The organism is Tardiphaga sp. OK245 (assembly GCF_900108575.1).
Taxonomy (GTDB): Bacteria; Pseudomonadota; Alphaproteobacteria; order Rhizobiales; family Xanthobacteraceae; genus Tardiphaga; species Tardiphaga robiniae.
Genome location: NZ_FNWZ01000001.1, coordinates 1,381,232 through 1,400,295 on the forward strand (window position 1 = coordinate 1,381,232; position 19,064 = coordinate 1,400,295).

At 61.6% G+C, this 19,064-nt stretch carries 17 protein-coding genes; 8 read left to right on the plus strand and 9 right to left on the minus strand.

Features of this window, described 5'->3' with window-relative positions; genetic code table 11:
• The first annotated feature begins 97 nt into the window (after window positions 1–97).
• Window positions 98–622 (plus strand): GNAT family N-acetyltransferase, encoded by a 525-nt coding sequence (locus BLW80_RS06355; protein ID WP_093757224.1) that lies wholly within the window; start codon window positions 98–100, stop codon window positions 620–622.
• A 144-nt stretch (window positions 623–766) separates the two neighbouring features.
• Window positions 767–1,210, plus strand: a complete 444-nt coding sequence (locus BLW80_RS06360; protein WP_093757225.1) for a DUF2147 domain-containing protein — start codon at window positions 767–769, stop codon at window positions 1,208–1,210.
• Window positions 1,211–1,224: 14 nt separating this feature from the next.
• Here the strand turns inward: BLW80_RS06360 and BLW80_RS06365 are convergent, their stop codons facing one another.
• From BLW80_RS06365 to BLW80_RS06385, 5 genes are all read right to left on the minus strand, one after another.
• Complete coding sequence (locus BLW80_RS06365; protein WP_093757226.1) at window positions 1,225–2,376, minus strand: DUF3095 domain-containing protein; 1,152 nt, start codon at window positions 2,374–2,376, stop codon at window positions 1,225–1,227.
• Window positions 2,377–2,467: 91 nt separating this feature from the next.
• Window positions 2,468–3,772 carry a type III glutamate--ammonia ligase gene (gene glnT / locus BLW80_RS06370; protein ID WP_093757227.1) on the minus strand — a complete coding sequence of 435 codons (1,305 nt, stop codon included), beginning with the start codon at window positions 3,770–3,772 and terminating at the stop codon, window positions 2,468–2,470.
• A 39-nt stretch (window positions 3,773–3,811) separates the two neighbouring features.
• On the minus strand, window positions 3,812–5,143 hold the full coding sequence (locus BLW80_RS06375; RefSeq protein WP_093757228.1) for an FMN-binding glutamate synthase family protein: 1,332 nt from the start codon (window positions 5,141–5,143) through the stop codon (window positions 3,812–3,814).
• Entirely contained in the window at window positions 5,143–5,829 is a 687-nt protein-coding gene (locus BLW80_RS06380) for a GltB/FmdC/FwdC-like GXGXG domain-containing protein (RefSeq protein WP_093757229.1), read from the minus strand. Before BLW80_RS06380 ends, BLW80_RS06375 begins: the two co-directional genes overlap by 1 nt.
• On the minus strand, window positions 5,829–6,722 hold the full coding sequence (locus BLW80_RS06385) for a class II glutamine amidotransferase (protein ID WP_093757230.1): 894 nt from the start codon (window positions 6,720–6,722) through the stop codon (window positions 5,829–5,831). The genes BLW80_RS06380 and BLW80_RS06385 overlap by 1 nt, the downstream gene beginning before the upstream one ends.
• Before the next feature lie 140 nt (window positions 6,723–6,862).
• Here BLW80_RS06385 and BLW80_RS06390 point away from each other — a divergent pair, with 140 nt between their 5' ends.
• On the plus strand, window positions 6,863–7,519 hold the full coding sequence (locus BLW80_RS06390; RefSeq protein WP_170849598.1) for an XRE family transcriptional regulator: 657 nt from the start codon (window positions 6,863–6,865) through the stop codon (window positions 7,517–7,519).
• 161 nt (window positions 7,520–7,680) lie between these two features.
• Here BLW80_RS06390 and BLW80_RS06395 read toward each other — a convergent pair whose 3' ends face one another.
• From BLW80_RS06395 to BLW80_RS06405, 3 genes are all read right to left on the minus strand, one after another.
• The gene (locus tag BLW80_RS06395) at window positions 7,681–8,643 is read right to left on the minus strand and encodes a GlxA family transcriptional regulator (RefSeq protein ID WP_093757232.1); all 963 of its coding nucleotides are present in this window, start codon (window positions 8,641–8,643) and stop codon (window positions 7,681–7,683) included.
• Window positions 8,644–8,691: 48 nt separating this feature from the next.
• Window positions 8,692–9,948 carry an aminopeptidase gene (locus BLW80_RS06400; RefSeq protein WP_093757233.1) on the minus strand — a complete coding sequence of 419 codons (1,257 nt, stop codon included), beginning with the start codon at window positions 9,946–9,948 and terminating at the stop codon, window positions 8,692–8,694.
• A 94-nt stretch (window positions 9,949–10,042) separates the two neighbouring features.
• Entirely contained in the window at window positions 10,043–10,279 is a 237-nt protein-coding gene (locus BLW80_RS06405) for a ribbon-helix-helix domain-containing protein (RefSeq protein WP_089265762.1), read from the minus strand.
• A 226-nt stretch (window positions 10,280–10,505) separates the two neighbouring features.
• Between BLW80_RS06405 and BLW80_RS06410 the strand changes: the two genes are divergently transcribed.
• From BLW80_RS06410 to BLW80_RS06430, 5 genes are all read left to right on the plus strand, one after another.
• Complete coding sequence (locus tag BLW80_RS06410; protein WP_170849590.1) at window positions 10,506–12,056, plus strand: methyltransferase domain-containing protein; 1,551 nt, start codon at window positions 10,506–10,508, stop codon at window positions 12,054–12,056.
• A gap of 410 nt (window positions 12,057–12,466) precedes the next feature.
• Window positions 12,467–14,944: a nitrite reductase large subunit NirB gene (nirB, locus tag BLW80_RS06415; protein WP_093757235.1), complete on the plus strand. Its 2,478-nt coding sequence runs from the start codon at window positions 12,467–12,469 to the stop codon at window positions 14,942–14,944.
• A 2-nt stretch (window positions 14,945–14,946) separates the two neighbouring features.
• Window positions 14,947–15,291, plus strand: a complete 345-nt coding sequence (nirD, locus tag BLW80_RS06420) for a nitrite reductase small subunit NirD (protein WP_374725601.1) — start codon at window positions 14,947–14,949, stop codon at window positions 15,289–15,291.
• Window positions 15,292–15,338: 47 nt separating this feature from the next.
• Window positions 15,339–16,160, plus strand: coding sequence for a formate/nitrite transporter family protein (locus BLW80_RS06425; RefSeq protein ID WP_089265759.1), 822 nt, complete (start codon window positions 15,339–15,341; stop codon window positions 16,158–16,160).
• A 71-nt stretch (window positions 16,161–16,231) separates the two neighbouring features.
• Window positions 16,232–17,950, plus strand: coding sequence for a bifunctional protein-serine/threonine kinase/phosphatase (locus tag BLW80_RS06430; protein WP_093757236.1), 1,719 nt, complete (start codon window positions 16,232–16,234; stop codon window positions 17,948–17,950).
• A 200-nt stretch (window positions 17,951–18,150) separates the two neighbouring features.
• Here BLW80_RS06430 and BLW80_RS06435 read toward each other — a convergent pair whose 3' ends face one another.
• Window positions 18,151–19,062, minus strand: a complete 912-nt coding sequence (locus tag BLW80_RS06435; RefSeq protein WP_093757237.1) for a flagellin — start codon at window positions 19,060–19,062, stop codon at window positions 18,151–18,153.
• Between the last annotated feature and the right edge of the window lie 2 nt (window positions 19,063–19,064).

Here is a 19,064-nt window from a genome sequence, read left to right on the forward strand (position 1 = left end):
CTAGAATATTATTCTCAGATAAGCACTGGATTCGACAGGTTTACTACCCTCGGACCGACCTATAAGGGCTGCACAAAGCGCAGAGGTGGCGACCGAAATGAGCATCGAAATCGAGATTGTGACCGGCGATGCCTCATGGCCGAGCGTCAAACCGCTGTTCGACCTGGTTTGGCCGCGCGAGGCGGTCGAGAAACTGCCCTGGGGACACGTGGTCTTCGCCTATCCCGAATTGCGGGTCATCGTGGAGGACGACGGACAGCCGGTCTGCCATGTCGGCCTGTATCGGCGCGAAGGCATATGGAAGGATCGCAAGACGCGGATTGGCGGCATCGGCGGCGTTGTGACGCATCCCGACTATCGTCGTCGCGGTCTGGCCAGTCTGGCGCTCACCGCCGCACTCCATACGCTGAAAGACGAACGCGCTACCGATTTTGCGCTGCTATTCTGTGAACCGCACAATCTGGATTTCTACACCCGCCGCAACTGGAAGCCGTTCATCGGCGAGGTCTATGCCGAACAGCACGGCGAGCGGGTACGCTTCGATGTCATGACCCCGCTGGTGTCCTACCTGAAGCGAGCGCCGCATGAAGGCGAGATGGACCTGTGCGGGCTGCCGTGGTGACCGCCACCGGTTGACCTGAGCAAGCTGCGTCAAATTGAATCGATCATGATCATTTGAGACGCTGAGTAGTCTCAAACGCATCGCCGCGGCATTGCACAAATCCCATTTCTTGTTATGCAGACCGCCTGATCCGAGGAGACACGCATGGCCGCCAGATTCACTGTTATGATCGCATTGCTGGGTGTAGTGTCTGCAGGCTCCGCTGCGCAAGCCCAATCGGGCGGCGAAGCAACGGGTGTCTGGCAGACCCAGGCCGGCGATGCACAGGTGCGGGTCAGCAAATGCGGCACCATCCTGTGCGGCACGGTCGTTTCGCTGCGCGACAAGATCGATCCGCAGACCGGCAAACCGCCGATCGACGACAAGAATCCCGATCCCGCGCTGGCCAAGCGCTCGATGATTGGCATTCATCTCTTCTACGACATGCGCCCTACCGGAGCGAACACGTGGTCGGGCCGGATCTACAATGCCGATGACGGGAAGATCTATACCAGCAACGTCGCGCTGGTGGGGCCGAACACGCTGAAGGTCGAAGGCTGCGTCGGCGCATTCTGCGGTGGCGAAAACTGGACCCGCGTCGGCCGCTGATCAGGCGATCTCTTTCAAACCGACATAGCCTTCAACACGGTGGCCGCTGAGGCATAGCCACCGCGCGCGCCGTCGATGAAATGTACGTGATCGCTGCGGATGGCTGACGGTGTGAAACACGTCATCATCGCAGCATCCTGCCGGTGCAGACCATAGCGCACCGTTCCTTCCGCGGCCGCCGCAACAAGACGCTGCTCCAGCGCGCGTTCGAGATCGGGTGTGCAATCCAGGATCATGCGCAGGCTATCGTCGTATTTGCGGAAATCCGAGTTCTCGACCAACTGCTGCACATAGGTCTTCGGCACGAAGCCGCCGACGCTAATGCCAAAACGCATCAACACAAAAACGAACAGCGTTCGCGTCGTCACCCAGATACGAAAGCGCGACAGCGATTTCGCGCCGCGGCCAGCTCGGATTTCGTAGCCGAGACCCGCGGGCGGCCACGTCATCGCGGGACCGCCTGCGGGTACGGGACGGCCCGCATTTGGACTGCGTTCGACCAGCGCGATAATGTCTTCGATGACGCGGCGAAATGCGGATGGCTCGGCGCCCGCTGCGGCCGTCACCAGCACCGACAGGATCAAACCGTGCGCCGATGGAATTTCCTCGAAACGACATGAGAGCCCGGAGAGATCGGGATAGGTCCCGACCGGTGCCGGCGTCACCGCGAATTCACCGCGCTTCATCGCAGCTTCCGCCCAGCCCAAACCGCCACCGGAGAACATCGCATAGGACACGTTGTTCGATGGACCGAAGCGCGCCACGCGCACATCCAGCCCCTGCGCGCGGATGTCTTTGATCGGCACCAGGGCCACGCGCATGACGAGATCGAGATCGTGCTTCACCCAGGTGGCCGTCGCCGCCAAAGCCCCGCGGGCGCGATCGAGATCGTCCGGTGAGACTGCGAAGCTCGCGCCATCGCCGCCGAACACGAACGGGAATTCGCGGCCGTCCAGCGCATTGGTCACGGCCGCGATGACGGCAGCGCCGGCCATGTTGACGGCCTTGTAGCGCTGTTCGGCGATGGCCTTGGTGGATTCCACAATATCGGCGACGCCGATGATCCAGTCATCCGGCAGCGGCATGTACAAAGCCGGGTCCATCACCCGGTCGAAACCGTAAAATATTGAAATGCCGTCGTAAAACGCGCTGACGCCGGTCGTCATGGTGCGAAATGATCCTGCGACAACGTTGCGTCAACCCAATGACGCTCCTGAGGCAGAACTCATAGCACGCAATTTCGACGAACGTGCGGCATCAGCAATCCAAAGTCGTCTGCCGCTCCCATTCGGTGAGCTGACGGCAGTGCTCATTCCAGTCGCTGTGTTTGAGCTTGAGATACGATCCGACCACGGCCTCGCCGAGCTGCGCCTTCAACACGTCGGATGCTTCGAGCGCCCGCAATGCATCGAGCAGGTTCAGCGGCAGCTGCTTTGCCTTCGGTACCTTCGCGCCTTCCGTATACATATTGATGTCGAGGCGCGGGCCGGGATCGCGGCTGTTGGCCATGCCGTCGAGACCAGCGGCGAGCAAGGTCGCCGGCAGCAGATAGGGATTCACCGCACCATCGGGCAAACGGAATTCGAACCGGCCCGCATCGGGAATGCGGATCATATGCGTGCGATTGTTGCCGCCGTAGGTCACCGTGTTCGGCGACCATGTCGCGCCCGAGAGCGTGCGCGGCGCATTGATGCGCTTGTAGGAATTCACCGTGGGATTGGTGATAGCGCAAACCGCTTCGGCCGAATGAACGAGGCCGCCGATGAAGTGATAGGCGGTCTTCGACAGACCGAGTTCACCGGCCTCATCTTCAAATACGTTCGAGCCGTCCTTGGTCGACCATAGCGACGCATGGACGTGGCAGCCGTTGCCAGTGAGATTGGCAAACGGCTTCGGCATGAAGGTCGCCTTGTAGCCGTGTTTCTCGGCGATCGACTTGACCATGAACTTGAAGAAGGCATGGCGATCGGCGGTCTTCAGCGCGGTGTCGAACTCCCAGTTCATCTCGAACTGGCCGTTGGCGTCTTCATGATCGTTCTGATAGGGCTTCCAGCCGAGCGCAATCATCGCATCGCAGATTTCGGCGACGATCTCGTAGCGCCGCATCAGCGCCTGCTGATCGTAGCACGGTTTGGCCTGCTGATCGGCAGGATCAGAGATCGCGGTGCCGTCGGGCGAAATCAGAAAGTATTCGCATTCGACGCCGGTCTTGAGTTCGACGCTCTGCTCGGCGGCTTTTGCGATCAAGCCTTTCAGCACCTGACGTGGATTCTGCGCCACCGGCTTGCCACCCATGTAGAGATCGCCCGTAACCCAGGCGACGCCGGGCTTCCATGGCAGCAATGTGAGCGTATCCATGTCCGGCATCACGAGGACATCGGGGTCGGCCGGCGTCATATCGAACCAGGCAGCAAATCCCGCGAAGCCCGCGCCGGATTTGGCGACGCTGTCCATCGCAGTCGCCGGCACCAGCTTGGCGCGCATGCCGCCGAACAGATCGACAAAGGCAATGAGGAAATATTTGAGATCGTGTTGCTTGGCTAGTTCGGTCCAGGTCGTCATTGACACGCGCTCCGAAGATCATCCAGCCGTAATGGCTCGTTAGATATTGCTTCCGGGAATCCAGTTCGTTCCCGCGAGAGGGACCCTCGCCATGGCCGCCGACTCCATTGTCAGCGCCACCAGATCTTCCGGTTCGAGATTGTGGACGTGGCTCTTGCCGCAAGCGCGTGCGATGGTCTGCGCTTCCAGCGTCATCACCGAGAGATAGTTTGCGAGCTTGCGGCCGGCGATGACGGGATCGAGCCGCGCGGCCAGCAAAGGATCCTGCGTGGTGATGCCAGCGGGATCGCGGCCTTCATGCCAGTCATCATAGGCGCCAGCGGTGGTACCGAGCTTCTGATATTCGGCTTCCAGCGCCGGATCGTTATCGCCGAGCGCGATCAGCGCGGCCGTGCCGATCGCCACCGCATCCGCGCCGAGCGCGAGACACTTGGCCACGTCAGCTCCATTGCGGATGCCACCGGACACAATGAGCTGCACCTTGCGATGCATGCCGAGATCCTGCAGCGCCTTCACCGCCGGCGGGATCGCGCACATGGTCGGCAGGCCGACATTCTCGATGAAGACGTCCTGCGTCGCCGCCGTCCCGCCCTGCATGCCGTCGAGCACGATGGCATCGGCGCCGGACTTCACCGCGAGCGCGATGTCGTAATACGGGCGTGAGGCACCAACCTTCACATAGATCGGGATCTGCCAGTCGGTGATCTCACGCAGCTCCTGGATCTTGATCTCCAGATCGTCGGGCCCGGTCCAGTCCGGATGCCGGCACGCCGAGCGCTGATCGATTCCCACCGGCAAACGGCGCATGCCGGCAACGCGCTCTGTAATCTTCTGGCCGAGCAGCATGCCGCCGCCGCCGGGCTTGGCACCTTGCCCGACCACAACCTCGATCGCATCCGCCTTGCGCAGATCATCCGGGTTCATGCCGTAACGCGACGGCAGTACCTGATAGACCAGCAGATCGGAATGACCACGCTCTTCCGGCGTCATGCCGCCGTCGCCCGTGGTGGTCGACGTGCCGACCGCCGATGCGCCGCGGCCAAGCGCTTCCTTGGCTGGACCGGACAGTGCCCCAAAGCTCATGCCGGCGATGGTAATCGGAATCTTCAGATGGATCGGCTTCTTGGCGAAGCGCGCGCCGATGACGACATCGGTGGCGCATTTCTCGCGGTAGCCTTCTAGCGGATAACGGCTGATCGAGGCGCCGAGAAACAGCAGATCGTCGAAATGCGGCAGCTTGCGCTTGGCGCCGGCGCCGCGGATATCATAGATGCCGGTCGCCGCCGCACGGCGAATTTCCGCAATGGCTGCATCATCGAAGGTCGCGGACTTGCGCGGCGGCGTATGGATCCAGCGGTCTTGCGCGCTCATCAGTATGATCCGACGTTATCGATGTGGAAGTGATAGAGCTTACGCGCCGAGCCGTAGCGCCTGAACTCGTCGGGGCTGACGCCTTCGACGCCTGCTTCATCGAGCAGCTTCTTCAGCTCGGCCTTGTGTTCGTCCTTGAGGGGCTTCTCGATGCAATCGGCACCGAGACTCGCCACCGAACCTCGCACATAGAGCTGCGCCTCATAGATGGAGTCGCCGAGCGCCTCGCCGGCATCGCCGAGCACAACGAGCTTGCCGGCCTGCGCCATGAAGGCCGAGAGATGGCCGACCGAGCCCTTCACAACGATATCGATGCCCTTCATGGAAATGCCGCAACGCGCCGAGGCATTGCCGTCGATCACCAGCAGGCCGCCATTGCCGCTGGCGCCCGCCGCCTGCGACGCGTCGCCGGTGACATGCACACGGCCTGACATCATGTTCTCCGCGACACCCTGTCCGGCATTGCCGCGCACGGTGACGCGCGCCTGCTTGTTCATGCCGGCGCAGTAGTAACCGACGTGTCCGTCGATATCGATCTCGACCGGAAAATCGAGACCGACCGCGATATTGTGCTGGCCGCGCGGATTGGTGACAGTCCAGTGCGTCTCGTTGGTGCTGGGTGTCAGCCTGTGCAGAGCCCCGTTAAGTTCGCGCAGCGGCGACGAAGCGAGATCGACCGTGGGCATCAGTGACGCTCCCACAAATAGACTTTGGCGGGTTCGGGCTCCCAGACCTTGGCAACGTCGATGCCCGGCAGATCGACCAGCGCACGATATTCGGTGCCGAAAGCAACCCAGCGATCGGTCTCGGCCATCACGGCCGGCTTGCAGGCGATGGGATCGCGCAGCACGCCGAAGCCGGTCTCGGTGCCGATGACGAATGTGTAGAAGCCATCGAGCGCGGCGAGCGACGACGTCATGGCATCCTGCAGCGACGCACCGGCGGCCATCTGCGATGAGATATAGCCCGCGGCGACTTCGGAATCGTTTTCCGTCCGGAACGTCATGCCCTGGCGAATCAGCTCGCGGCGCACATCATTGTGGTTCGACAGCGAACCGTTATGCACGAGGCACTGGTCGGTACCTGTCGTGAAGGGATGCGCGCCATTGGTCGTCACGGCGGACTCAGTTGCCATGCGCGTATGACCCACGGCATGGGTGCCGGTCATCGCGTTCAGGCCGAAACGCTTCGCCACGTCGGCGGGCAGACCGACTTCCTTGAACACGGCCATGCGCCGGCCCCGTGCAACCATGTCGACGTCTTTCATGCCGAGGAGCGCAGATGCCACGGCAGCCTCGCGATCGGTGGGGATGCTGATGACAGCGTGGGTGTCGTGCACCTGATATGCAATCGGCGCACCGGCGACCTTGCCGAGCGACGCCACCAATGCAGCGAAATCAAACGACGGCGCGGCACGCAGCGTCAGCTTGATCTGTCCGGCATCGCCGTCGCCATAAACAGCAAAGCCTGCAGAGTCAGGGCCGCGATCGCTCAGCGCTTCCAGCATGCCGGAGAGCAACCCGCCTAATTCGGGGGCCAGCTTTTGATCTTTCAGAAACAGACCGGCAATGCCGCACATGGCTCGCGTCTCGCTCGTTGAATGCGCGTGGACCTTGCCCGAAACAAAACCGCCATGTCAACCACAGAGAAAATAGTTTTCCTGACAAGAAATATTGCTATTGTCGGGAAATCAACGCTGCAGGAAACGCCATCGTGAAAGTGAAACCGAAGAAAACGAAATCATCGCCCGCCCGCTCAAAGCTGGAGGAGCTGCGCACCGGTTCGAACGCGCCGCTGGAAGTCGGTGGCTCCCTAGAATCCAAGATCGGCAATGAAGTGCGGCAGCTCCGCAAGGAGCTGGAGCTGACGGTGGCCGAGCTCAGCACATCGGCGGGCATCTCGACCGGCATGCTGTCAAAGATCGAGACCGGCAGCATCTCCGCATCGCTGGGCACGCTGAATGCACTCTCGAAAGCACTCAACGTGCCGATCTCCAGATTCTTTCGCGAGACCGAGGAAGAGCGCGATTGCTCTTTCGTGAAGGCCGGCACAGGCGTCAAGATCGAACGCCGCGGCACCAAGTCCGGCCATCACTATCAACTGCTTGGCCAGTCGATCCACGGCGAGCTCGGCGTCGAGCCCTATCTGATCACGCTGAACGAGGATGCCGAGGCCTATAGCAACTTCCGCCATGCCGGCGTCGAGATGATCTACATGCTGACAGGCAAGGTGCGTTATCGCCACGCCGATCAGACCTATCTGATGGAGCCCGGCGACACGCTGTTCTTCGACGCAGCCGCGCGGCACGGCCCGGAAGAACTGGTGAAGGCGCCTATGACGTATCTGTCTGTGATTATTTATCCGCGGCGGAATTAGCTATTCACCTCTCCCCGCATGCGGGGAGAGGTCGGAGCCGAAGCGGCAGCGAGGCTTCGGGTGAGGGGGAGCCCGCGGGTGAAATACCGACTCCCCCTCACCCGTCTCGAACCCGCTGCGCGTGTTCGATCCACCCTCTCCCCGCAAGCGGGGCGAGGGAATTACCGCGCTTTGCCCTTTGGCATCATCCGGTCCTGCGATGGTGGCACATCGAAGGCCCGCCGATACATCCGTGCGAAATGGCTGGCGCTGGCGAAGCCGCATTCGGCCGAGACCTCGATCACCGGCATGCTGGTCTGCTGCAACAGCGCGCGGGCCTTGGCGAGACGCAGGGTCAGGTAATGCTGCTCGATGGTTACGCCGAGATGCGCGGTGAACAGCCGCTCGAGCTGGCGCACGGACACACCGGCCGCCTTCGCCAACTCGTCGCGCGGCGCAGGGCTGGCCAGACGCCGTTCCATCACGGTGATCGCCGAGAGCACGGCGCGATTGCTGGTGCCGAGGCGCTCGCGCAATGAAATGCGCTGGCTGTCGTCGCCGAGACGCACGGCGGTTTGCAGAAACCAGTCACTGACTTTCGCTGCCAGTGCCTGGCCGTGATCGCGGCGGATGATGGCATGCATCATGTCGAGCGCGGCGACACCACCGGCGCAGGTGAGCCGGTTGCTATCGATCTCGAACAGCGTACGCGTCGGCTCGATCTCGGGAAAGGCCTCGATGAACGCATCGAGATGCTCCCAATGGATCGTGCAGCGAACGCCATCGAGTATGCCGGCCTTGGCCAGAATGAACGGCCCACCGGAGACGCCGCCGATGGCGCAGCCCGAGCGCGCGAGGCGACGTAGCCACGCCAGCGTCTTGGCATCATCGAAACCAGCGGGATTGCCGCCGGCACAAACCAGCACCGTGTCGTAACGCACGCTGTCGGCAATGGTGTGATCGGACGCCACCGACAATCCGTTCGACGCCAGGATCGCGTCGGCGCCGGTCGAGATCTGCAGCCACTGATACAGTTTCTTGCCGGCCAGCACATTGGCGGCGCGCAGCGGTTCGATCGCCGAGGCGAAGGACATCAGCGCGAAGCCGTCGATCAGGAGAAAGCCGACGCGGTGGGGCTGGGCCATAGATTTGAAGACTCAGTTTCCGCGCCCGTTCAGATCATAGCTGCAGCGTTACGCCCACTCGCCCTTGCGGAACACCGGCACGCGACGGCCGTCGGTGTGGACACCGTCGATGTCAATCTCGCCGGAGCCGATCATCCAGTCGATATGGATGAAGCTCTTGTTGCCGCCCTGCGCCGCGATCTGCTCGGGCGTGAGATCGCCGCCATTGACGAAGCACTTCGAATAGCATTGGCCGAGCGCAATATGGCAGGCGGCATTCTCGTCGAACAGCGTGTTGTAGAACAAGAGGCCACTCGCCGAGATCGGCGACGAATGCGGCACCAGCGCCACTTCGCCGAGCCGACGCGAGCCTTCGTCGGTGTCGAGCACCTTGTTGAGCACTTCCTCGCCGCGCGAGGCCTTTGCCTCGACGATCTTGCCGTCCTCGAAGCGCACCGCGATGTTGTCGATCAGTGTGCCCTGATAGGATAGCGGCTTGGTCGAGCGGACATGGCCGTTGACACGCGCAGCATGCGGTGTGGTGAAGACTTCCTCGGTCGGGATATTGGCGTTGCAGATGATGCCGTTCTTGGCGGTCGACGCGCCGCCTTCCCATTCATGGCCGTCGGCAAGACCCACCACAAGATCGGTGCCCGGCCCGGTGAAATGCAGCGCATGAAAGCGCTGCGCGTTCAGCCATTCGGTGCGACTGCGCAGCGCCGCATTGTGCTTGGCCCAGGCGGCAATGGGATCGGCATTGTCGACGCGCGATGCCGCGAAGATCGCATCCGCAAGCTTTTGCACGGCGACGTCGTCTTCGTCACCGGGAAACACCTGCTTGGCCCAGGACAGCGTGGGATAAGCGATGATATTCCAGTTGATGTCGAAGCCGGCGATCTTCTGCAGCGCCGGCTGATAGGCGATGGAATTCGCCTTGCTGGCGCGCGAGACCTTGGCGGGATCTTCGTTCGACAGCAGCATCGGATTGTCGCCGACGATGGCAAGGCGCGCGGTGTTGTTGCCGAGCGCTTTGGCCATGCCCTCATAAAGCCAGCCGGCGGCGCGATCGAACGACACATCGTGGCCGTAGCGGTAGCGCGCCAACGTCATCTCTTCATCGGAGAAAAACGGCGTCACCAGACCTGCGCCGGCCTTGTAGGCATGTTCAGCGATCTTGCGCACCAGCGGCAGCGCCGCGGCGGGGCCGGTCAGCAGCAGATCCTGCCCCGGCGCAAGTTGCAGCCCAACTTTCACGGCGACTTCGGCCAGACGGTCGAGCTTCACGGGATCGATGGGGGTGGACAAATTGCGCTGGTGAACGGTCATGCAGGGGCCCTGACTGATGTGGAAGTGGCTGGACCGAATGTAGGCGCAGATGCGCCTTGCCGCCAGCCGGTCCGCCGCAGGGCTTACCGGACGCCTACGACAGCCCGGACTGCGGGACGAGGGCCTGGTAATGGGCCAGCGCGTAAAGCCTGATCGCCGAGGACAGGTTATTCTGCTGTCGGTTCTTGTCGATCTCGCCGACGAGCTGCGACATCGTGATCCGGCGCATGCCGGCGATCTCCTTCAGCGCCGTCCAGAACGCCTCTTCGAGGCTGACGCTTGTCTTGTGTCCGGCGACGACGATCGATCGCTTTACGACGGGTGATTTCACCGCGCCTTCTCCATTTCCACCCAGTGATCGGTTTCTTTTCAGCCAGCTTATACGGATTGAAACCTGCGGCAACAGATCAGATCATCCAACCTTAGACGAGTATTCACACACAACCTCTCGATCACGACACAACCTCTACGGAACTATCGATACGTTGCCTTCGTGGCGCGCATTGGGCAGAAGCAGCATAGCGCACGCCTCTGGATCAAACTTCCCGATCGTCTCGATGAATTCCGCCACGCCTGAACTCCCCGATGCCCAGCACGCCGCTGATCAGATCGATCGCTGGATGAAGGAGCACGCCGTCTTCGCGCTGCTGATGGAGCATTCCGACAATGCATGTTCTGCGCTGCGGCAGTTTGCAACGATCAACCGCAACCATGGCCAGCATGACGTCGCTATCGACGCGCTTCTTGCTGCACTTGCACTGATGCCGACGGACGTCACCGCCTGGCGCGAGCTCGCGACGGACTATCAATTGAGCGGTCGCGACGAACTGGCGGAAGCAAGTGCGTTGCGCGCGCTCGCCATCGATCCGGACCACGCGACGACATGGCTGCAATATGCGAGCCTCGCCTACCGGCTGCAGCGGGTCGATGATGCTGAAGCGGCCTATCTGCGCGCCCTGTCGGGCGATGCCTCGCTTGGCGACGCTCATCTCGGCCTGGGCGTGCTGCATCTCGGCTCCCGCCGTCCCGAGCAGGCGATCATGCATCTGCAATACGCACTATCCTGGGGCGGCATCGACGCGGTCACGCATCTTTGCCTCGGACAGGCCTTCTACATGGCCGGCCGGTTTGGCGAGAGCGCCGATGCCTTGGCAACCGCAAACGGCTTTGTGCCGCTGGAAGGCGTGACACTGCGTCTCTACGCCCGTGCGCGTACCTTTGCCTCGATGCTGGACGGCGACATTCAAGGCGCCATCACCCGCTACCCGACGCTTGCGGGACAAGAGACCGAACCACTGGACGAGGTCTTGCGCACCGCATTCGCGTTGTTCAGCGCCTATGGCATGCATGAAGCCGCTGCCACGGTCGGACGCCTGCGACTGGAAGGCCGGCCGGACGATCCCGTGCAGCGCTACTTGCTGGATGCCGTCGGTGGACAGACGCATGATCGCGCACCAGCAGCCTACGTCGAATCGCATTTCGACGAATTCGCCGAGGGCTTCGACAGCAAGCTTGTGGACATTCTTGGCTACAAGGTGCCGCAGCAACTCGCCGATATGGTTGCGTCGTGCCGACCGACACTCGCGACCATTCTGGATCTCGGCTGCGGAACGGGGTTGGCTGCAGAGCCACTCGGGCGGTTCGGCGCGCGACTGACCGGCATCGACCTGTCGGGGAAGATGCTCGCCATCGCAACACGGCGGAACGCCTATCACGACCTTATCAAGGCCGATGTCGTGAGCCATCTCGCGGACAGCCCGCGCAGCTTCGACCTCGTCTTCGCTGCCGATCTTCTGATCTATCTCGGCCGGCTGGAAGAACTCATCGGCCTGATTGCGCGCGTGCTCCCTGCGGGTGGCCTCTTCGCAGCAAGCATCGAGGACGCGGGTCACGGCGACTTCACGTTGCTCTCGTCAGGCAGGTTCGCCCATAGCGAGACATATTTCGAAACCTGCGCCGCGAAGGACTTCGAAATCGCATGCAAGGAGAATTCCGAGCTGCGCCTCGAAGCAGGGCGCCCTGCCCTCGGCACGCTTTACGTGCTGCGTCGCCGTGCCCGGCCGAGCACCGAGAACGGCCAGCTCACTACCGCAACAAACCACCAATAAATTGACGAGATCTTCGCCAGCGCGCGTCCGCCTTCGAACCTGTTGTCTGCACAGATCGGGAGCCACCTCGAACCTGAAGCGCACCGCACAAGATTTAATCACCTGCCTAGGAAATCAGTAATGCCGCTCGTTTTAATGGCACGACTGATCTGCGACAGCCGAGCTCATTTAGAAATAGTCGAAAAATCAGAATGTTAGACGATAGGTACGTTGGCACGCCATTTGCTAATAATTCTACGTCAATGATGACCGCCGTCCGCCGGATGCTGAAACCGCTGCTGGTTTCAAGCGCAGGGACACAGCTCGCTTCCTGATTGTCAGGTGCGAAGCGGTCATCGTGACTCCATCCCTACCGGGTTTGGTGTGCGAGTTCCTGTTTCCGATCGACAGCGGTCCAAACAGGTTTGCACATGCTCGATCAACCGAATGCAAAGAAGCTGAAGCTCGTCATCCTCGGCAACGGCATGGCCGCCGGCCGCGTCATGGACGAGCTGTTCGCACGCGCACCAGACCGCTACGACGTAGTGGTGTTCGGCGCGGAGCCGCGTGTTAATTACGACCGCATCATGCTGTCGCCGGTGCTCTCCGGCGAGAAGGCATATGACGACATTCTGATTCACACCGATGAGTGGTACGCGACCAACAAGGTTGATCTCAGGCGCGGCGAACTCGTCGTCGCGATCGATCGCGTTGCGAAAACCGTCACCACACAGTCCGGCGCGGTCGAAGCTTATGACACGCTGATTATCGCAACCGGCTCGAAGCCGATCCTCATTCCGGTACCGGGCGCGGAGCTGCCAGGCGTCGTCACCTATCGCGATCTCGACGACGTCAACTTGATGCTCGATGCAGCCGGCAAGGGCGGCCACGCTGTCGTCATCGGCGGCGGCTTGCTCGGCCTCGAGGCCGCAGCCGGCCTGGCCATGCGCGGCATGACAACAACCGTTGTCCATCTAATGCCAACACTGATGGAGCGCCAACTCGATCCCAATGCCGCTTATCTGTTGCAAAAGGCGATCGAGGCGCGCGGCATCGAGGTGCTGACCGGAGCCAACACAGCAGCCATCCTCGGTGACACATGTGTCGAGTCAGTCCGGCTCGACGATGGTCGGACCCTACCGGCCGATCTCGTCGTGATGGCGGTCGGCATCCGCCCGAACACCGCACTCGCCAAGCTAGCCGACCTCAACGTCAAGCGCGGCATCGTCGTGGACGATCATCTGGGGACCAGCGACGACAACATCTATGCGGTCGGCGAATGCGTCGAGCATCGCGGCCAGTGCTACGGCCTTGTCGCGCCCCTGTATGACATGGCGAAGACCCTCGCGGCGACCCTCGCCGGCGAAACCGTGGACGGCTATATCGGCTCGACCACCTCGACCAAGCTGAAAGTCACCGGCGTAGATCTGTTCTCGGCCGGCGATTTCGCCGAAGGCGACGTCAAGGATGAGATCGTGCTACGCGATCCTGCCCGCGGCATCTACAAGCGTGTCGTCTTGCGCGACGACCGCATCATCGGCGCGGTGCTCTATGGCGATACGGCCGACGGCTCGTGGTATTTCGACCTCCTCAAAAAGAACGTCGATATCGGCGCCATGCGCAACGCGCTGATCCTCGGCCAGGCCTATCAGGGCGGCGTTGCCCTCGATCCGGTCGCTGCTGTCGCAGCGCTGTCCGACGATGCCGAAATCTGCGGCTGCAACGGCGTGTGCAAGGGCGCGATCACGCAGGCGATCACCGCCCACGGCCTCACCACCCTCGACGATGTACGAGCCCGAACCAAGGCATCGGCCTCCTGCGGCCAGTGCACGGCGAAGGTGGAATCGCTGCTCGCAGCCACGCTCGGCGATAACTACTCCGCCGCCGGCCGCAAGCCGATGTGCAAATGCACAGACCTCACCCACAGCGAAGTCCGCGGCTTCATTCTCTCGAAGGAGTTGAAGTCCGTTCCCGCCGTGATGCAGGAACTGGCATGGAAAACCTCGTGCGGCTGTCCGTCCTGCCGCCCGGCGCTGAACTACTACCTGCTCTGCGCCTGGCCGGGTGAATATGCCGACGATGCGCAGTCGCGCTACATCAACGAGCGCGTCCACGCCAACATCCAGAAGGATGGCACCTTCTCCGTTGTGCCGCGCATGTGGGGCGGCCTGACCACACCTGACGAATTGCGCGCCATCGCCGACGTCGCCGACCGCTTCAAGATTCCGACGGTGAAAGTCACCGGCGGCCAACGCATCGATCTGCTGGGCGTGCGCAAGGAAGACCTGCCCGCAGTGTGGGCGCAGCTCAACAGTGCCGGCCTCGTCTCCGGCGCGGCCTATGCCAAGGGCCTGCGTACGGTGAAGACCTGCGTCGGCTCCGAATGGTGCCGCTTCGGCACGCAGGATTCGACCGGTCTCGGCGTCAAGCTGGAGCGCTTCATGTGCGGCTCATGGGCGCCTGCGAAGGTGAAGCTCGGCGTCTCCGGCTGCCCGCGCAACTGCGCGGAATCCACGGTGAAGGACATCGGCGTGATCTGCGTCGAATCCGGCTACGACATCCACATCGCCGGTGCGGCGGGGCTGCATGTCCGCCAGACCGATCTGCTTGGCCATGTCGATACGGAGGACGAGGCGATCGAATACATCGCTGCCTTCATGCAGATGTACCGCGAGGAAGCGGGCTATCTCGAACGCGTCTGGAAGTGGGTCGAAAACGCCGGCCTCGACAAGGTACGCGCGGCGATCATGGATGACGCCGACAACCGCCGCGCGCTGCTGGCGCGCTTCGAAAAATCACAGCGCGCGGTCCGCAGGGATCCCTGGGCCGAACGCGCCGCCGGCCGCGAACAGCATGAATTTACGCCGCTCGCAACACTCAACTCGATTATAGCCGTCCCGGCAGAATGAACATGACAATGGTCCCATCCAACGACTTCTGGTTCGACGTCGGCCCACTGCGCGCGATCCCGCAACGCGGCGCGCGCACGGTGAAGACTCCGCGGCGCGAGATCGCGGTATTCCGCACCGCCAGCGACGAGGTGTTTGCGCTGGAAAATCGCTGCCCGCACAAGGGCGGTCCGCTTAGTGAAGGCATCGTGCACGGTCGCAAGGTCGCCTGCCCACTGCACAACTGGATCATCAACCTCGATGACGGCGAAGCCTCGGGCGCTGACAAAGGCTGCGCGCGCAGCTTCCCGGTCAAGCTCGAGAACGGCCGCATCTATCTCAACATGAGCGTCGCCGCCGCCCCATAGGTGCACGCCACATCAACCGACCCCGCTCCAAAGAAAGTTTCCAAGTAATGGCCTATCTCGTCCCTTCAGAATTCGTGACCAAGATGGTGGATGCCGGCGAATCCAAGATCTTCATGTCCACACGCGACACCATCATCCGCGCCTTCATGGCCGGCGCTATCCTGGCACTCGCCGCGGTGTTCGCCGTTACCGTCACGGTGCAAACAGGTTATCCGATTATCGGCGCGATCCTCTTCCCGGTCGGCTTTTGTATGCTCTATCTGCTCGGCTTCGACCTGCTCACTGGTGTCTTCGTGCTGACGCCCCTAGCGTTGCTTGACAAGCGCCCCGGCGTCACCGTCGGCGGCGTGCTGCGCAATTGGGGGCTCGTCTTCGTCGGCAATTTCATGGGCGCGATCATCGTCGCCATCATGATGTCAATCGTATTTACCTTCGGCTTCTCGACGCCGCCGGACAAGGTGGGGCAGGTGATCGGCCATATCGGCGAAGGCCGCACGCTTGGCTATGCGCAGTATGGCGCAGCCGGCATGCTGACGCTGTTCATCCGCGGCATGCTCTGCAACTGGATGGTCTCAACCGGCGTGGTTGGCGCGATGATCTCAACGACCGTCAGCGGCAAAGTCATCGCGATGTGGATGCCGGTCATGGTCTTCTTCGCGATGACGTTCGAGCATTCGATCGTCAACATGTTCCTGTTCCCCGCCGGCCTGATGCTCGGCGGCAAGTTCACGATCATGGATTACATCATCTGGAACGAGATTCCGACCGTGCTCGGCAACCTCATCGGCGGCCTTACCTTTACCGGCCTGACGCTGTATGCAACGCACATCAAGACAGCTCCGAAGCGCGTTGCTAGTCTCGCCCGCTAGGCCGCCCCGCAATCCTCGCAACACGACGCCCCGGCTTCTCCAGCTGGGGCGTCATTTTATTAGTGTGACTCATGCCGCGTGAATTGACGATTTCGATCGGCCAGCATTCGGACAGGGGCCGCAAAGACACCAATCAGGATTTCCACGGCGCCCTGATTCCGACCGAGCCGCTGTTGAGCCTCAAAGGCATTGCCGTCGTCATCGCCGACGGCATCAGCAGCAGCGCGGTCAGCGGCGAAGCCAGCGAATCTGCGGTCAAATCGTTTCTCACCGACTATTACTGCACATCCGAATCCTGGTCGGTGAAGACATCGGCGCAACGCGTCATCGCTGCGACCAATTCGTGGCTGCAATCCCAGACCCAGCGCGGCCGCTACCATTACGACAAGGATCGCGGCTATGTCTGCACCCTGAGTGCAATGGTGATACGCGCACGCGCAGCGCACCTCTTTCATGTCGGCGATTCCCGCATTTATCGCGTATCGGACCGCGCACTCGAGCAACTTACCACCGACCATCGCGTCGTAATCTCATCCGAGCAGAGCTACCTCGCCCGCGCGCTTGGCGTGAACCCGCAAATCGAGATCGACTATCAGGTGCTGCAGATCGACGACGGCGATGTCTTCATCCTCGCCACCGACGGCGTCTATGATTTCGTCAGCGCGCGCTTCATCACTTCGGCGATCGCCGATCACGCCGACGATCTCGACGCTGCCGCGAGGCTGATCGTCGACGAGGCCTATGCACAGAACAGCCCGGACAACCTCACCGTACAGATCGTGCGGATAGATGCGGTGCCGGACGGCGAGGCCAGCGACATTCTGATGCCGCAATTGCCGCTGCCACCACTGCTCGAAGCTCGCGCGGTGTTCGACGGCTACAGGATCATACGCGAACTGCATGGCAGCAGCCGTAGCCACATCTATCTCGCGATCGATCTGGAGAGCGGCGAACAGGTTGTCATCAAGATTCCGTCGATCGATCTGCGCGACGACCCGGTCTATCTCAAGCGGTTCATGATCGAGGAATGGGTGGCGCGGCGCATCGACAGTCCGCATGTGCTGAAGCCGTGCCGACAGTCGCGCAAGCGCAACTACCTCTACATCGTCGCCGAATTCATCGAAGGCCAGACGCTGAAGCAGTGGATGCTCGACAATCCGAAGCCGGATTTGGAAACCGTGCGCGGCATCACCGAGCAGATAGCACGCGGCTTGCAGGCGTTCCATCGGATGGAGATGATCCATCAGGACATTCGGCCAGACAATATCATGATCGACAAGACGGGCACGGTGAAGATCATCGATTTTGGTTCGACTCGTGTCAACGGCGTCGCCGAAGCTGATTCACCCGGCAAGCACAGCGACATTCTCGGCACGCCGCAATACACCGCACCCGAGCTGTTTCTCGGCAAGCGCGCCACGTCGAGTTCCGACCTCTATGCGCTTGGAATTCTGACCTATCAGATGCTATCCGGGACACTGCCTTACGGAGCGGAGGTTGCGAAGGCGACGACGGCCGCACAGCACCGCAAGCTGCGCTATCGATCTCTGCTCGACGATGCCAGCGATATCCCGGAATGGATCGACGGCGTGTTGCGCAAGGCCGTGCACGCCGACCCGGCGAAGCGCTACGACGAACTCTCCGAATATGTTTACGACCTGCGTAATCCGAAGGCAGAGTTTCTCAACCCTCCGACCGCGCCGCTATTGGAGCGCAATCCGAACATGATCTGGAAGGGCCTATCGTTGCTGCTCGCCATAGTTGTCGTGGTATTGCTGGCGAGGCGCTAATGGCGTAGCTAGCCAGGCCTGCACCTCTCTTGGAAGACTCACATTCTTTCCCTGCCAAACCTCCGGAACGCCGGATCCGCAGTATCCAATCCGATAGTTACCGCACGTCATCTCGGCCAAATGCTTTTGGCTCGATGAGCTTGTTCCGGATTGCATAACGCACAAGGCTCGCTGTCGAAGTCGCACGCGCTCATGCCCGATTAGCGCAGATAGCTCGCCAGGTTCAGGCTCTGAACCTTGGCAATCGCGGCATAGGATGCCGTAAGCTGGGCCTGATAGGTCGACAGTTTGGCGGTGACCGCTGCAACGTCGACACTGGTGAGATCGCTGCCGAGCGTCTGGGCATAGGATTGATACTCGGTGTGGTAGGCACTGGCCCGCTCGATTGAGGCCGATGCGTTGGATATCCGCGTCTGCACCACACCAAGCTTGTCGATGGAATCGACCGCCAGATCGAGCGCCTCATTGAGCGTGTCGGTCGAAAGCGGCGAATTGCTCGCTACCAGATTCATGGCCCGCATGATCTGCTCGAAAGCGGTGTTGTCCGCCGTGACGCCGTAAGAGACCGTCTGATTGTCCGAGACGCGTACAGCGCCGAGCTGGCTGTCGCCCTGATAGTAGTTGGTGTCTGCGGTGGACGGCGACGACGCTGCGGCATAGGTCGCACTCGATATATCCACCGGCGCGGTTTTGGTGGCAGAACCGCCGAACAGATAGCCGCCGTTGTATTGCGTGTTGAGCAGCGACGCCATCTGCTCCAGCATGTTCTTCGCGGTCTCTGTCACGCTGACTGCGTCCGTGCTCGAAGCGCTCGATGCGCTGGTCAGCAAGGTCCGGAACTGCGTCACCAGATCAGACACCGAATTGACGGCCGAGTACATCACCTGGATCTTGCTGTTGGTCTGCGTGGCGGCATCGATATAGGACTGCGCCCGGGTCACCGAGACCTGAAGATTGAGCACCTGCTGCGCCGATGACCCCAACCCGCCAAAATCCGACGAGATCAGCCCCGAAGCCTCCTGGATCTGCTGATTGGCCATGGTGCTTTGCGTGCGCAAAGCGAATGCGATCATCTGGTCGTTAATAGCAAAGGTGGCAACGCGCATCTGCATCA